Genomic DNA, 13,628 nt, shown 5'->3' with positions numbered 1-13,628 from the left:
CGCGCCTGGGCGCCGGACGACTAGCCGCCGCCGATGGCGTGGACCACTTCGACCTGGTCACCTTCGGTGAGCGCAGTCTCGACGTGTTGGCTACGCGGGACGATATCCTGGTTGAGCTCCACTGCGACGCGACGCCCGGTCAGGTCCAGACGGGTCAGCAGGGCCGCAACGGTTTCGCCGTCGGGCAGTTCAAAGGGTTCGCCGTTCAACTGAATGCGCATGCCATGGGCCGCCATCGTTTTTAGGGGCAAGCATTCTAGCCCGATTGGCGTAGCTGGCCCAAGACCCTTTGATCAGCAGCGCGCTTCAGGCCGCCTGCTGCAAGCGCCACGCCGCCAGCCCCAGGAGGAACCAACCGAGCAGAAACGCCAGGCCACCGAACGGCGTGATGATGCCGAGCTTGCTGATGCCAGTCATCGTCAGCACGTACAGGCTGCCGGAGAACAGCAGGATGCCGACGACGAACGACACGCCCGCCCACGTGACCAGGCGGCCAGGCAGGTGCGCCGCGAGCAACGCCACGCCGAACAGCGCCAGGGTGTGGACCAGTTGGTAGGTCACGCCGGTATGAAAAATCGCCAGGTACTCGGCGCTCAGGCGGTTTTTCAAGCCGTGGGCGGCGAACGCACCGAGGGCGACACCGGTGAAGCCGAAAAAAGCAGCCAGCATCAGAAAGCCACGCAGCATGAGGAACTCCAGTCAGACTCATTGGGCAGGGTCTGTATAATGGCCCGCTCAACGGGTTCGGCCAAGCCATCTCTATGCTGCGTGTCCTCTTCAATCGTTTTCTCAAAGCCGTGAAATGGTTTGCCATCGGCAGCGTGTTGCTGGTGCTGCTGTTTCGTGTCGTACCGCCGCCGTTCACGGCGCTGATGGTGGAGCGCAAGATCGAATCCTGGTTTGACGGCGAACCGATTGACCTGCAGCGCACATGGGTGCCGTGGGATGAGATCTCCAACGACCTCAAAGTGGCGGTGATGGCGGGTGAAGACCAGCGTTTCCCACAACATTGGGGCTTCGATTTCGGCGCGATCCAGGCGGCGCTCCTGCACAACGAGCGCGGCGGCTCGATCCGCGGCGCCAGTACGCTGAGCCAGCAGGTATCGAAGAACCTGTTCCTGTGGTCCGGCCGCAGTTATCTGCGCAAGGGCCTGGAGGCCTGGTTTACCGGTCTGATCGAGGTGCTGTGGCCCAAGCAGCGGATCCTTGAGGTGTACCTCAACAGCGTGGAATGGGATGAAGGGGTGTTCGGTGCGCAAGCGGCGGCGCAGCATCACTTCGGGGTGAGTGCCAAGGCGCTTTCTCGGCAGCAGGCCAGCTATCTGGCGGCGGTGCTACCCAATCCTCGGGTATGGAGCGCCAGCCATCCAACGGCCTATGTGGCACGGCGGGCGGCATGGATTCGCCAGCAGATGAGCCAGCTGGGTGGGGATGGCTATCTGGTTGAGTTGAACAATTCGCGCAAGGCGCCTTGGTCCGACTGACACAACACAGAAATAAATGTGGGAGGGGGCTTGCCCCCGATAGCAATGGATCAGTCACCTTGATGTCGACTGACACTCAGCTATCGGGGGCAAGTCGAATCGTCGCACCGCCCCTCCCACAGTTTTAAGCGGCGATCGACAGCTTCAGCTTGTTCATCGCGCTTTTCTCAAGCTGACGAATCCGCTCAGCCGACACGTTGTACTTCTGCGCCAGGTCGTGCAGCGTGGCTTTTTCTTCGGCCAGCCAGCGCTGGTAGAGGATGTCACGGCTGCGGTCGTCCAGCACTTCCAGCGCTTCGTGCAGGTTGTGGTTGGAGTTGTCGCTCCAGTCGGCGTCTTCCAGTTGACGCGCCGGGTCGTACCGGTGGTCTTCCAGGTAGTTGGCCGGCGATTGGAAGGCGCTGTCGTCGTCCGCTTCGGCGGCCGGGTCGAAGGCCATGTCATGGCCGGTCAGGCGGCTTTCCATCTCGCGCACTTCACGCGGCTCCACACCGAGGCTTTCGGCCACGCGGTGGACTTCTTCGTTGTTCAGCCACGCCAGGCGTTTTTTCTGGCTGCGCAGGTTGAAGAACAGCTTGCGCTGGGCCTTGGTGGTCGCGACTTTCACGATGCGCCAGTTGCGCAGGATGAACTCGTGGATTTCCGCCTTGATCCAGTGAACAGCGAACGACACCAGGCGCACACCCATTTCCGGGTTGAAGCGCTTCACTGCCTTCATCAGGCCGACGTTGCCTTCCTGGATCAGGTCAGCCTGGGCCAGGCCGTAGCCGCTATAGCTACGGGCGATATGTACGACAAAACGCAGGTGGGCGAGCACCATCTGCCGAGCCGCCCCCAAATCCTGCTCATAGTAGAGACTCTCGGCCAGTTCACGCTCCTGCTCCGGTGTCAGCAATGGAATGCTGTTGACCGTGTGCACATAGGCCTCCAGGTTCGCACCCGGGACCAAGGCATAAACAGGTTGCAAAGAAGTGGTCATACGAAAAAACCTCCGACTCACATAACTCGTGCAGTTCAGCACTGCGAAAATTGACCGGGAACCGTAGGACAAGTTCCCTAAACCACTGATACGGTCAATACAAACGAAACCACATTAATCTGACATTAACTACTTCGGTGCCAGCTCACGTAAATGCCGTGCGACCGCAATCCACGCACCGATATACCCCAACAAGACCGCGCCAAGCAAGAGCGACAGACCATCGGCGACCGGCACCCCGGCCAGGGCGAAATCACTGCCGTACAAGCCGGCCAGCCCGATGACCGCGTCGTTCAGCCAGTCCAGGCCGAACGCCAACAAGCCCCAGGACAAAATCCCCGCACCGAAGCCATAAAGCGCGCCCATGTACAGAAAAGGACGACGCACATAGCTGTCCGTGCCGCCGACCAGTTTAATCACTTCTATCTCGGTGCGACGGTTTTCAATATGAAGACGAATGGTATTACCTATCACCAAAAGTAATGCAGACACCAACAACACCGTCAGGCCGAACACAAAGCGGTCGCCCAGCTTGAGGATCGCCGCCAGGCGCTCTACCCAGACTAGATCAAGTTGCGCCTGTTGCACCTTGGGCATCTCTGCGAGTTTTTGTCGCAGGGCTTCCAGGGCCGGTTTGTCGACTTCATTCGGCGTCACCAGCACCACGCCCGGCAGCGGGTTCTGCGGCAGCTCCTTGAGCGCCTCGCCCAGGCCGGACTGTTGCTGGAATTCCTCGAGGGCCTGATCGCGGCTGATGTACTCGGCATCCGCCACGCCCGGCAGGTTCTTGATCTCTTCGCGCAGGGCCTCGCCGTCTTTGGCGCTGGCATCCAGGTTCAGGTACAGCGAAATCTGCGCGGCGCGCTGCCAGGAACCGCCCAGGCGCTCCACATTATTAAGCAGCAGCGACAAGCCCATGGGCAGGCTCAAGGCCACGGCCATCACCAGGCAGGTGAAAAAGCTGCCGATCGGCTGCTTGCCCAGGCGACGCAGGCTGTCGAGCAGGCTGGCACGATGGCTTTCGATCCAGGCACGCAGCAGCGTGGCGAAATCCGGGCCGTCGTCTTCGTCGTTTTTTTTCTTTTTCGGTTGCGGGTCGGCCGGTTTCGGCGCCACGCGCTCGGAAACCTTGGGGCTGCGTGTCGCACTCATACGCCAGCCTCCCCGTCGCCGATCAGGCGACCGCGTTGCAGGGTCAGCATGCGATGGCGCATGCGCGCGATCAGTGCCAGGTCGTGACTGGCGATCAGCACGCTGGTGCCCAGGCGGTTGATGTCTTCGAACACGCCCATGATCTCGGCCGCCAGGCGCGGGTCGAGGTTACCGGTGGGTTCGTCCGCCAGCAGCAAGGCCGGGCGGTGGACGATGGCGCGGGCGATGCCGACGCGCTGTTGCTGGCCGGTGGACAGGTCGCCGGGGTAGAGGTCGGTCTTGTCCGACAACGCCACGCGCTCCAGCGCCGAGTCCACGCGCTTGATGATTTCGGCCTTGGACAGCCCAAGGATCTGCAACGGCAACGCAATGTTATTGAACACCGTGCGATCGAACAGCAACTGGTGGTTCTGGAACACCACGCCGATCTGGCGGCGCAGGAACGGAATCTGCGCATTGCTGATGGTGGCCAGATCCTGGCCGGCCAGCAGCAGCTTGCCGGTGGTCGGGCGTTCCATGGCCAGCAGCAGGCGCAACAGGGTACTTTTGCCGGCACCCGAATGGCCGGTGACAAACAAGAATTCGCCGCGACGCACTCGAAAACTCAGCTCATGCAAGCCGACATGCCCATTGGCATAGCGTTTACCGACCTGTTCGAATCGAATCATGAACGCTCCCGCTCGGCAAACAGTGCCTGGACAAAGGGTTCGGCTTCAAAGGTGCGCAGGTCGTCGATACCTTCACCGACGCCGATATACCGAATCGGCAACCCGAACTGCTTGGCCAGGGCGAAGATCACGCCGCCCTTGGCCGTGCCGTCGAGCTTAGTCAATGCCAGGCCGGTCAGTTGCACCGTCTGGTGGAATTGTTTGGCCTGGCTGATGGCGTTCTGGCCAGTACCGGCGTCAAGCACCAGCAGCACCTCGTGCGGAGCCTCGCCGTCGAGCTTGCCGATCACGCGGCGCACTTTCTTCAGCTCTTCCATCAGGTTGTCTTTGGTGTGCAGACGACCGGCGGTATCGGCGATCAGCACATCAATGTTGCGGGCCTTGGCGGCTTGCACGGCATCGAAGATCACCGAAGCGGAATCGGCGCCGGTGTGCTGGGCGATGACTGGGATCTTGTTGCGCTCGCCCCAGACCTGCAACTGCTCGACGGCGGCGGCGCGGAAGGTGTCGCCGGCGGCGAGCATGACTTTCTTGCCTTCCAACTGCAGCTTCTTGGCCAGTTTGCCGATGGTGGTGGTCTTGCCGGCGCCGTTGACGCCGACTACCAGGATCACGAACGGCTTCTTCGGAGTAATCACCAACGGCGCTTCGACCGGCTTGAGCATCGCGGCCAGCTCGGCCTGCAGGGATTTGTACAGCGCATCGGCGTCGGTCAACTGCTTGCGCGCGACCTTCTGGGTCAGGCTCTGGATGATCACGGCGGTGGCTTCGACGCCCACGTCGGCGGTCAGCAGACGGGTTTCGATGTCTTCCAGCAGTTCGTCATCGATGGTCTTCCGGCCCAGGAACAGGCTGGCCATGCCTTCGCCGATGGTCGCGCTGGTTTTGCTCAGGCCTTGCTTGAGGCGGGCGAAGAACCCGGTTTTGCTCGGTTCGGCGGCAACCACGGGCGACGGCGCGATCACTGCGGGCGCCGCGGCCACAACAGGTGCGGGAGTCGGCTCGACCGCCACCGGCTCAACCTGCGGAATCGGCGGCGTCACATGCTCGGCCTGCACATCTTCGACCAATGCCACGGGCTCTTCGGCCACCGGCAGTGCCAGCCACGGTTTGTGCTCAGGCTCGGCTTGCGCCACCGGCGCGGTCGGTTCGGCGCCTACCAAGGGCTCAGGGGTCGGCTCAGATTGAACCTGCGGCTGTTCGACGACGGTTTCCTGCGGCTTTTTGCGCAGCCATCCGAACAGGCCTTTTTTCTCGCCAGCCGCAGCTGGACTCTTCTTGTCGTCGTTGGAACCAAACATGGAGGACGGCTATCTCAAGGTAGCGACGCGCCAAGGGCGCCTCGGTAAATAAAAATTCGATGCAGAACAGACTGCTTTAACGCTCGCTCGTTCATGCGCAACATTTTGTAAGGCGTAAATACAGGCCTCAACAAATCGATTCAATATGGAATTGAAGCGATAACATCGGCGAAAAGATGAAGATTGTCGGGGAAAATCACCCTCTACTTCAATATTCCTACGACTGGGTCCGGAACAAGATGACTGCCGCAGTGGCCGTCCCCAAATCGGATCAGTATCCTAGCACCTCCTCGCCCGCCGACGCTAAGACCAAGCGGGCAGCCCAACAGGTTTAAAAACGAATGAATGCTCTAGCCCGCCGCGCCGCAGGCCTGCTGCTCAGCACAGTTTGTCTGCCCCTCTCAGCCTTGGCTGCCGACCCACAACCCACCCATGAATTCACCCTGGATAACGGCCTCAAAGTGGTCGTGCGCGAAGACCATCGCGCGCCGGTGGTGGTTTCCCAGGTCTGGTACAAAGTCGGTTCGAGCTACGAAACCCCGGGCCAGACCGGTTTGTCCCACGCCCTGGAACACATGATGTTCAAGGGCAGCTCCAAGGTCGGCCCCGGCGAAGCCTCGCTGATCCTGCGCGACCTGGGCGCCGAAGAGAACGCCTTCACCAGCGACGACTACACCGCCTACTACCAAGTGCTGGCGCGTGACCGCCTGGGTGTCGCCTTCGAACTCGAAGCCGACCGCATGGCCAGCCTGCGCCTGCCGGCCGACGAGTTCAGCCGCGAAATCGAAGTCATCAAGGAAGAACGCCGCCTGCGCACCGACGACAACCCGATGTCCAAGGCCTTCGAGCGCTTCAAGGCCATGGCCTTCCCGGCCAGCGGCTACCACACGCCGACCATCGGCTGGATGGCCGACCTCGACCGCATGAAGGTCGAAGAACTGCGCCACTGGTACCAGTCCTGGTACGTGCCGAACAACGCCACCCTGGTGGTGGTCGGCGACGTGACCCCGGACGAGGTGAAGAACCTGGCCCAACGCTATTTCGGTCCGATCCCCAAGCGTGACGTGCCTCCGGCGAAGATCCCGCTGGAACTGGCCGAGCCCGGCGAGCGCCTGCTGACGATGCATGTGCAGACCCAACTGCCGAGCGTGATCCTGGGCTTCAACGTGCCCGGCCTGGCCACCGCGCCAGACAAACGCTCGGTACAAGCCCTGCGCCTGATCTCGGCCCTGCTCGACGGCGGCTACAGCGCGCGCATTTCTGAACGGCTCGAACGCGGTGAAGAGCTGGTCTCCTCCGCCTCCACCAACTACGACGCCTACACCCGCGGTGACAGCCTGTTCACCCTGAGCGCCACACCGAACCAGCAGAAGAAAAAGACCATCGCACAAGCCGAAGCCGGCCTGTGGCGCTTGCTGGAAGAACTCAAAGCCAAGCCGCCGACCGCCGAGGAGCTGGAGCGTATCCGTGCCCAGGTCATTGCCGGCCTGGTCTACCAGCGCGACTCGATCACCAGCCAGGCGACCGCCATCGGTTCCCTGGAAACCGTCGGCCTGTCCTGGAAACTGATGGACACCGAACTGGCCGACCTGCAAAGCGTGACCCCGGACGATATCCAGAAGGCCGCACGTACCTATTTCACCCGCGAACGTCTCAGCGTCGCCCATGTCCTGCCTGAGGAGACCGCTCATGAGTGATCGCAAAAGCAGCCGCCTGATCCTGCCCGGCCTGATCGCCGTCACCCTGATCGCGGCGAGCGCGGTGTATTTCCTGCGCCCAAGCGAATCCGTCGCCAGCCCGGCGCTGGAAAAAGCCCAGTCGACCCACACACTGCAATCCCTGGCGGAACTGGACGGCAAGGCGCCGACCAACCGCAAGCTCGACGTGCAGACCTGGAACACCGCCGAAGGCGCCAAGGTGCTGTTCGTCGAAGCCCACGAACTGCCGATGTTCGACATGCGTATCCTGTTCGCCGCCGGCAGCAGCCAGGACGGCAACGTCCCCGGCGTGGCGCTGATGACCAACGCCATGCTCAACGAAGGCGTGCCGGGCAAGAATGTGAGCCAGATCGCCAGCGGCTTTGAAGGCCTCGGCGCGGACTTCGGCAATGGCGCTTACCGCGACATGGCGCTGGTGTCCCTGCGCGGCCTGAGCGACAGCGACAAGCGCGACGCCGCCCTGGCGCTGTTTGACCAGGTGATCGGCAAACCGACCTTCCCCGCCGACTCCCTGGCGCGCATCAAGAACCAGATCCTCGCCGGCTTTGAGTATCAGAAGCAGAACCCCGGCAAACTGGCGAGCCTGGAGCTGTTCAAGCGCCTGTACGGCGACCACCCGTATGCTCACCCGAGCGAAGGCACGGCCGAGAGCGTTCCGAAAATCACCCAGGCACAGTTGCAGGCATTCCACGCCAAGGCGTATGCCGCGGGTAACGCTGTGATTGCCGTGGTGGGCGACCTGACCCGCGCCGAGGCCGAAGCCATGACCGCCAAGGTCTCGGCCTCGCTGCCCAAAGGCCCGGCCCTGGCGAAGATCGCCCAGCCGACTGAGCCCAAGGCCGGTTTGAGCCATATCGAGTTCCCGTCCAAGCAGACGCACCTGCTGTTCGCGCAACTGGGCATCGATCGCGCCGACCCGGACTACGCCGCCCTGTCCCTGGGCAACCAGATCCTCGGCGGCGGGGGCTTCGGCACCCGCTTAATGAGTGAAGTGCGCGAGAAGCGCGGCCTGACCTACGGCGTCTACTCCGGTTTCTCGCCGATGCAAGTGCGCGGTCCGTTCATGATCAACCTGCAGACCCGCGCGGAAATGAGCGGCGGCACCCTGCGCCTGGTGGAAGACGTGCTGGCCGACTACCTCAAGACCGGCCCGACGCAAAAGGAGCTGGATGACGCCAAGCGCGAGCTGAGCGGCAGCTTCCCGCTGTCCACCGCGAGCAACGCCGATATCGTCGGGCAGCTGGGCGCCATGGGTTTCTACAACCTGCCGCTGAGCTATCTGGAAGATTTCATGAAACAATCCCAGGCCCTGACCGTAGAACAGGTCAAAGCGGCTTTGAACAAACACCTGAGCGCCGACAAGATGGTCATCGTGACCGCCGGCCCGACGACTGCGCAAAAGCCACTACCGCCCCCCACTGATAAACCTGCCGAGCAGCCGCTCGGGGTTCCGGAGCATTAATGGCCAGTTCATCTCGCCCGAAAAAACCTGTCCACAACGTGCATAACAGTGTGGGCCAACTGCGCATCATTGGCGGTGAATGGGGCAGCCGCAAGCTCAGCTTCCCCGACGTCGTGGGCCTGCGCCCAACGCCGGATCGCGTGCGTGAAACCCTGTTCAACTGGCTGGCACCCTACATCGCCGGGGCCAAGGTACTCGACCCGTTTGCCGGCAGCGGCGCGCTGTTCCTCGAGGCGCTGTCCCGTGGCGCGGCCCAGGCACAGGCGCTGGATGCCAGCAATGTGGCGGTGTCCAGCCTCAAGGAACACCTGGGCACCCTGCGTTGCACCAACGGCCAGGTGCAGACCGCCGACGCGCTGCGCTACCTGGAAACCCAGGCCGCCAGCGAATACGACGTGGTGTTCCTCGACCCGCCGTTCAACCAGAACCTGCTGCCGACCGTGTGCGCGTTGCTGGAAGAGCGCCAATGGCTGGCGCCGGACTCGTGGATCTACACTGAAAGCGAAAGCGCGCCATCCAGCCTGGGCCTGCCCGGCAGCTGGCGCCTGCACCGGGAACAGAAATCCGGGCGGGTGTATTACGCATTGTGGCAACGTTCGGTACAGCCCTCGGCCTGAACGGGCTTTTGTGGCGAGCAAGCTCGCTCGCCACAGTGAGTCCGCGTGCCACAGAGAGTGTCATGACCCCCTCTTCAGACCTGTTCAAACCCGCCTTCGGCCTCGGCAACCCTCATCTGCAAACGTTGTGGGGGCCGCTGTGGCGCCCGACCACGCACCTCGAACGCCCACGCGAACGCCTGTGGCTGGACGACGGCGACTTTCTTGACCTCGACTGGCATGGCCCCCATGACGCGCAAGCGCCGTTGGTGCTGGTACTGCATGGGCTGACCGGTTCGTCCAACTCGCCTTACGTGGCCGGCCTGCAAAAAGCCCTCGCCGCCCTGGGCTGGGCCAGTGCGGCCTTGAACTGGCGCGGATGCTCGGGCGAGCCGAACCTGTTGGCGCGCAGCTACCACTCGGGCGCCAGCGAAGACCTGGCGGCGGCGATTGCCCATCTGCGCGCCAAGCGGCCGTTGGCGCCGTTGTATGCGGTGGGTTATTCCCTGGGGGGCAACGTGCTGCTCAAGCATTTGGGCGAAACCGGCGCGAATTCGGGGCTGCAAGGCGCGGCGGCGGTGTCGGTGCCGTTTCGTCTGGATCAGTGCGCCGATCGCATCGGCCTGGGCTTTTCGCGGGTGTACCAGAAGCACTTCATGCGCGAGATGGTGGCGTATATCCGTGTCAAACAAAGCCGCTTTTTACAGGATGGTCGTGCTGAAGGGCTCAAGGCCCTGGAGGCACTCGGGTCTCTGGAGAAGATGCACACGTTCTGGGACTTCGACGGCCGGGTCACCGCGCCGCTGCATGGTTTTCTCAGTGCCGAAGACTATTACCGCCGCGCGTCGAGCCGTTACTACCTGGGCGATATCCGCACGCCGACCCTGATCATCCAGGCGGCCGATGACCCGTTTGTCTTCGCCCATAGCCTGCCCGAAGCCAGCGAGTTGTCGGATTGCACCGAGTTCGAATTGCTGGCCAAGGGTGGGCATGTGGGGTTTGTCGACGGTTCGCTGAAGCGCCCCGGTTACTACCTGGAGCGGCGGATTCCGCAATGGCTGCTGACACAACCCCGTTAAACAAGGTGGGTTTACACGCAGGACGACTCAGTCGCCCGTCGCGATTTCCCGCGTCGGATCGGTAATCCACTCGCTCCACGATCCCGCATACAACTTGCCCAACGGGTAACCCGCCAGGCTCAGGGCGAACAGGTTATGGCACGCCGTCACGCCCGAACCGCAATACGCCACCAGTTCATCCGGCGAACGGCCTTGCAACTGGGCGGCGAAGCGCTGCTTGAGCTGCTCGGCCGGCAGGAAACGCCCATCGCTGCCCAGGTTTTCGGTGAACGCCGCACATTGCGCGCCGGGAATGTGCCCGGCAATCGGGTCGATAGGCTCGACATCGCCGCGAAAGCGCGGCTGGGCGCGGGCGTCGATCAGGGTCAGGCCCGGTTGGCCCAGGCGTTTTTGCAGCTGCTTGGCATCCAGTAGCAGGCGATTGTCCGGCGCGCCGACAAAGGTGCCGCGCTCGATCACCGGCGCATCCAGGCTTAACGGGAAGCCGGCCGCGTGCCAGGCCTTCAAGCCACCGTCCAGGATAAACACGCCATCACGCTTGCCCAGCCACGCCAGCGACCACCAGGTGCGGGCGGCATAAACACCCGGGCCGTCGTCGTAGAGCACCACATCGGTATCGGCATTGATGCCCCAGGCACGCAGTTGCTCGGCGAGCGTCTGCGCCTGTGGCAACGGGTGACGCCCGGTCACGCCCTTGGTCACCGGCCCACTGAGATGGCGCTCCAGGTCAGCATATTGCGCGCCTTCGATATGCCCTTCGGCGTAGCTGCACATTCCGTAGTCCGGGTCTTCCAGGGCAAAGCGGCAGTCAAGTATCACCAGAGCGCCGCGCTGTTGGCGCTCGGCCAGTTGCTGGGGGCTGATCAGTTGGGCAAGTGGCATGACAGACTCCTGTGAACAAATTCGGGAAAGATCCTACTTCACTTCTTCCAGTGCCTGGTTCAACGGCACGTAAAACTCTTTGAACAGTGCATCCACCGCCGCTTTGGCCTGCGGCGTGACAAACCCCGCTTCCAGCACCAGCACCTGATACACCCCGCGCTTGATCGCTTCGGCGCTCAGATGCGTGGATTTTTCATTGGTGGTACACAAAAACCGCACCCAGGAGGTAAGGATGATCCAGGCGTTGAGGGTCAGCGCCTCGGTTTGCACCGGGTCCATATTGAGAATGCCGGCATCGACAAACCCCCGGTAAATGGCGCCACCCTGAATCAGGCAACGCTGGGAAAAGCGCCGGTAGCCGGTGGCCAGTTCCGGGTCGCTCTCCAGCAGGTGTTCGAGGTCACGGTGCAGGAAACGGTAGCGCCACATACCAGCCAGGACCGCCTGCAGGTAGAAGCGCTTGTCCTCCACCACCATGGTGCGACCCTGGGGCGGGCGCAGGAAACTGTCGACCAAGGCTTCGTATTCGCGAAACAGCACGGCGATGATCGCCTGCTTGTTGGGGAAGTGGTAGTACAGGTTGCCCGGCGAAATTTCCATATGGGCGGCGATATGGTTGGTGCTGACACTGCGCTCGCCCTGCTGGTTAAAAAGCTCCAGGCTGGTTTGCACAATGCGCTCGCTGGTCTTTACTCGTGGTGCCATAGGGGATCAGCTTCTGTACACGTGATCGACCATCTTACGGCCTAACCTTGCCGGGATAAATCCAGTTGTGGCTGCAATGCCATTTGACAATTTAGAGCAATAACTCTAAAAATCCAGGCAGACCAATAACAATCCGGGACTGCACCATGTCTGCCAACGTTGCCTACCCGCAAGATTCCCAGACACTGGATCAACTCCAGGGCCTGTTCGACGCCCAACGCCGCGCCTATGCCGCCAACCCGATGCCGCCGGCCGCGCAACGCCAACAATGGCTCAAGGCCTTGCGCGAAGTGCTCAGCGACGAACGCCAGGCGCTGATCGACGCGATCAGCCAGGACTTCAGCCATCGCAGCGCCGACGAAACCCTGTTCGCCGAACTGATGCCCAGCCTGCATGGCATTCACTATGCGAGCAAACACCTCAGTGGCTGGATGAAACCTTCCCGCCGTGCTGTAGGCATTGCCTTCCAGCCCGCCTCGGCCAAAGTCATCTACCAACCGCTGGGCGTGGTCGGGGTGATCGTGCCCTGGAACTACCCGCTGTACCTGGCCATCGGGCCATTGGTCGGTGCGTTGGCCGCGGGCAATCGGGTGATGCTCAAACTCAGCGAATCGACCCCGGCCACCGGCGAACTGCTCAAGACCCTGCTGGCGAAGGTCTTCCCCGAAGACCTGGTGTGCGTGGTGCTGGGCGAGGCCGACGTCGGCATGGCGTTTTCCAGGCTGCGCTTCGATCATCTGCTGTTCACCGGCGCCACCAGCATCGGTAAACATGTGATGCGCGCGGCGGCCGAGCATCTGACTCCGGTCACGCTGGAACTGGGCGGCAAATCGCCGGCGATCGTTTCCGCCGATGTGCCCCTCAAGGACGCCGCCGAACGCATCGCCTTCGGCAAGGCCCTGAACGCCGGGCAAACCTGCGTGGCGCCGGACTACGTGCTGGTGCCGGAAGATCGCGTCGAGGGTTTCGTCGAGGCCTACAGCAAGGCGCTTCGTGGTTTTTACCCGACACTGGCCAACAACCCGGACTACACCGCCATCATCAACGAACGGCAACTGGCCCGGCTCAACGCCTACGTGAAGGACGCCACCGACAAGGGCGCCACCCTGATCCCTCTGTACGACCAGGGCCAGGCACGCCGCATGGCCCACAGCCTGCTGTTGAATGTCAGTGATGAAATGACGGTGATGCAGGACGAAATCTTCGGCCCGGTGCTGCCGATCGTGCCTTATCGCGGCATCGACCAAGCCTTTGCCTACATCAATCAGCGGCCTCGCCCACTGGCCCTGTACTACTTCGGCTACAACAAGCGCGAACAGAACCGCGTACTCCACGAAACCCACTCCGGCGGCGTATGCCTGAACGACACGCTGCTGCATGTGGCCCAGGACGACATGCCTTTCGGCGGCATCGGCCCATCAGGCATGGGCCACTACCACGGTCATGAAGGGTTCCTCACGTTCAGCAAGGCCAAGGGCGTGCTGGTCAAGCAGCGCCTGAACGCCGCGAAGTTGATCTACCCGCCCTACGGCAAATCGATCCAGAAGCTGATCCAGAAGCTGTTTATCCGCTGATACCGCCACCCTCGGGATAACCATAACA

General features: G+C 62.3%; 14 protein-coding genes. 6 read left to right on the top strand and 8 right to left on the bottom strand.

Annotated elements, in window-relative coordinates:
* Positions 1–20 precede the first annotated feature (20 nt).
* Together thiS and C5F70_RS26475 are read right to left on the bottom strand one after the other, a co-directional pair.
* Positions 21–221 (bottom strand): sulfur carrier protein ThiS, encoded by a 201-nt coding sequence (gene thiS / locus C5F70_RS26480; RefSeq protein WP_008434168.1) that lies wholly within the window; start codon positions 219–221, stop codon positions 21–23.
* 85 nt (positions 222–306) lie between these two features.
* A complete protein-coding gene (locus tag C5F70_RS26475) occupies positions 307–687 on the bottom strand; it encodes a DUF423 domain-containing protein (protein ID WP_017845018.1) in 381 nt (126 codons plus the stop codon).
* Positions 688–761: 74 nt separating this feature from the next.
* On the opposite strand from C5F70_RS26475, the gene mtgA reads away from it, so the two are divergent.
* On the top strand, positions 762–1,484 hold the full coding sequence (gene mtgA, locus C5F70_RS26470) for a monofunctional biosynthetic peptidoglycan transglycosylase (protein WP_017845019.1): 723 nt from the start codon (positions 762–764) through the stop codon (positions 1,482–1,484).
* Positions 1,485–1,608: 124 nt separating this feature from the next.
* Here the strand turns inward: mtgA and rpoH are convergent, their stop codons facing one another.
* The 4 genes from rpoH to ftsY all read right to left on the bottom strand — a co-directional run bounded on the left by rpoH (position 1,609) and on the right by ftsY (position 5,584).
* Positions 1,609–2,463, bottom strand: coding sequence for an RNA polymerase sigma factor RpoH (gene rpoH, locus C5F70_RS26465; protein ID WP_017845020.1), 855 nt, complete (start codon positions 2,461–2,463; stop codon positions 1,609–1,611).
* Between the two features lie 129 nt (positions 2,464–2,592).
* A complete protein-coding gene (gene ftsX / locus C5F70_RS26460; RefSeq protein WP_104904297.1) occupies positions 2,593–3,615 on the bottom strand; it encodes a permease-like cell division protein FtsX in 1,023 nt (340 codons plus the stop codon).
* Positions 3,612–4,283 carry a cell division ATP-binding protein FtsE gene (gene ftsE / locus C5F70_RS26455; RefSeq protein ID WP_017476533.1) on the bottom strand — a complete coding sequence of 224 codons (672 nt, stop codon included), beginning with the start codon at positions 4,281–4,283 and terminating at the stop codon, positions 3,612–3,614. Before ftsE ends, ftsX begins: the two co-directional genes overlap by 4 nt.
* On the bottom strand, positions 4,280–5,584 hold the full coding sequence (gene ftsY / locus C5F70_RS26450) for a signal recognition particle-docking protein FtsY (RefSeq protein ID WP_079444873.1): 1,305 nt from the start codon (positions 5,582–5,584) through the stop codon (positions 4,280–4,282). The genes ftsE and ftsY overlap by 4 nt, the downstream gene beginning before the upstream one ends.
* A gap of 341 nt (positions 5,585–5,925) precedes the next feature.
* Between ftsY and C5F70_RS26445 the strand changes: the two genes are divergently transcribed.
* The 4 genes from C5F70_RS26445 (at position 5,926) to C5F70_RS26430 (ending at position 10,439) form a co-directional block, all read left to right on the top strand.
* Positions 5,926–7,281 (top strand): pitrilysin family protein, encoded by a 1,356-nt coding sequence (locus C5F70_RS26445; RefSeq protein ID WP_017845024.1) that lies wholly within the window; start codon positions 5,926–5,928, stop codon positions 7,279–7,281.
* Complete coding sequence (locus C5F70_RS26440) at positions 7,274–8,764, top strand: pitrilysin family protein (RefSeq protein WP_017845025.1); 1,491 nt, start codon at positions 7,274–7,276, stop codon at positions 8,762–8,764. Before C5F70_RS26445 ends, C5F70_RS26440 begins: the two co-directional genes overlap by 8 nt.
* Positions 8,764–9,381: a 16S rRNA (guanine(966)-N(2))-methyltransferase RsmD gene (gene rsmD / locus C5F70_RS26435; RefSeq protein ID WP_104904296.1), complete on the top strand. Its 618-nt coding sequence runs from the start codon at positions 8,764–8,766 to the stop codon at positions 9,379–9,381. The genes C5F70_RS26440 and rsmD overlap by 1 nt, the downstream gene beginning before the upstream one ends.
* A 62-nt stretch (positions 9,382–9,443) precedes the next feature.
* Complete coding sequence (locus C5F70_RS26430; protein ID WP_017845027.1) at positions 9,444–10,439, top strand: hydrolase; 996 nt, start codon at positions 9,444–9,446, stop codon at positions 10,437–10,439.
* 27 nt (positions 10,440–10,466) lie between these two features.
* On the opposite strand, the gene C5F70_RS26425 is transcribed toward C5F70_RS26430, so the two are convergent.
* Together C5F70_RS26425 and C5F70_RS26420 are read right to left on the bottom strand one after the other, a co-directional pair.
* On the bottom strand, positions 10,467–11,321 hold the full coding sequence (locus tag C5F70_RS26425) for a sulfurtransferase (RefSeq protein ID WP_104904295.1): 855 nt from the start codon (positions 11,319–11,321) through the stop codon (positions 10,467–10,469).
* A gap of 33 nt (positions 11,322–11,354) precedes the next feature.
* A complete protein-coding gene (locus C5F70_RS26420; RefSeq protein WP_017845029.1) occupies positions 11,355–12,026 on the bottom strand; it encodes a TetR/AcrR family transcriptional regulator in 672 nt (223 codons plus the stop codon).
* A 146-nt stretch (positions 12,027–12,172) separates the two neighbouring features.
* Between C5F70_RS26420 and C5F70_RS26415 the strand changes: the two genes are divergently transcribed.
* A complete protein-coding gene (locus C5F70_RS26415) occupies positions 12,173–13,600 on the top strand; it encodes a coniferyl aldehyde dehydrogenase (protein ID WP_057003959.1) in 1,428 nt (475 codons plus the stop codon).
* Positions 13,601–13,628 lie beyond the last annotated feature (28 nt).

It is taken from the genome of Pseudomonas sp. LH1G9, from assembly GCF_002949975.1.
GTDB classification, from domain to species: Bacteria; Pseudomonadota; Gammaproteobacteria; order Pseudomonadales; family Pseudomonadaceae; genus Aquipseudomonas; species Aquipseudomonas veronii.
Note: the sequence above shows the minus strand (reverse complement) of the source record. Positions and strands in the feature narration are given on the sequence as shown.

Bases quoted from the DNA above. Each gene is read 5' to 3' on its own strand.
- rpoH (WP_017845020.1), bottom strand. From the start codon at position 2,463: ATGACCACTTCTTTGCAACCTGTTTATGCCTTGGTCCCGGGTGCGAAC.
- C5F70_RS26425 (WP_104904295.1), bottom strand. From the start codon at position 11,321: ATGCCACTTGCCCAACTGATCAGCCCCCAGCAACTGGCCGAGCGCCAA.
- thiS (WP_008434168.1), bottom strand. From the start codon at position 221: ATGCGCATTCAGTTGAACGGCGAACCCTTTGAACTGCCCGACGGCGAA.
- C5F70_RS26440 (WP_017845025.1), top strand. From the start codon at position 7,274: ATGAGTGATCGCAAAAGCAGCCGCCTGATCCTGCCCGGCCTGATCGCC.
- C5F70_RS26415 (WP_057003959.1), top strand. From the start codon at position 12,173: ATGTCTGCCAACGTTGCCTACCCGCAAGATTCCCAGACACTGGATCAA.
- ftsX (WP_104904297.1), bottom strand. From the start codon at position 3,615: ATGAGTGCGACACGCAGCCCCAAGGTTTCCGAGCGCGTGGCGCCGAAA.
- C5F70_RS26445 (WP_017845024.1), top strand. From the start codon at position 5,926: ATGAATGCTCTAGCCCGCCGCGCCGCAGGCCTGCTGCTCAGCACAGTT.
- ftsE (WP_017476533.1), bottom strand. From the start codon at position 4,283: ATGATTCGATTCGAACAGGTCGGTAAACGCTATGCCAATGGGCATGTC.
- mtgA (WP_017845019.1), top strand. From the start codon at position 762: ATGCTGCGTGTCCTCTTCAATCGTTTTCTCAAAGCCGTGAAATGGTTT.
- ftsY (WP_079444873.1), bottom strand. From the start codon at position 5,584: ATGTTTGGTTCCAACGACGACAAGAAGAGTCCAGCTGCGGCTGGCGAG.
- C5F70_RS26430 (WP_017845027.1), top strand. From the start codon at position 9,444: ATGACCCCCTCTTCAGACCTGTTCAAACCCGCCTTCGGCCTCGGCAAC.
- C5F70_RS26420 (WP_017845029.1), bottom strand. From the start codon at position 12,026: ATGGCACCACGAGTAAAGACCAGCGAGCGCATTGTGCAAACCAGCCTG.
- rsmD (WP_104904296.1), top strand. From the start codon at position 8,764: ATGGCCAGTTCATCTCGCCCGAAAAAACCTGTCCACAACGTGCATAAC.
- C5F70_RS26475 (WP_017845018.1), bottom strand. From the start codon at position 687: ATGCTGCGTGGCTTTCTGATGCTGGCTGCTTTTTTCGGCTTCACCGGT.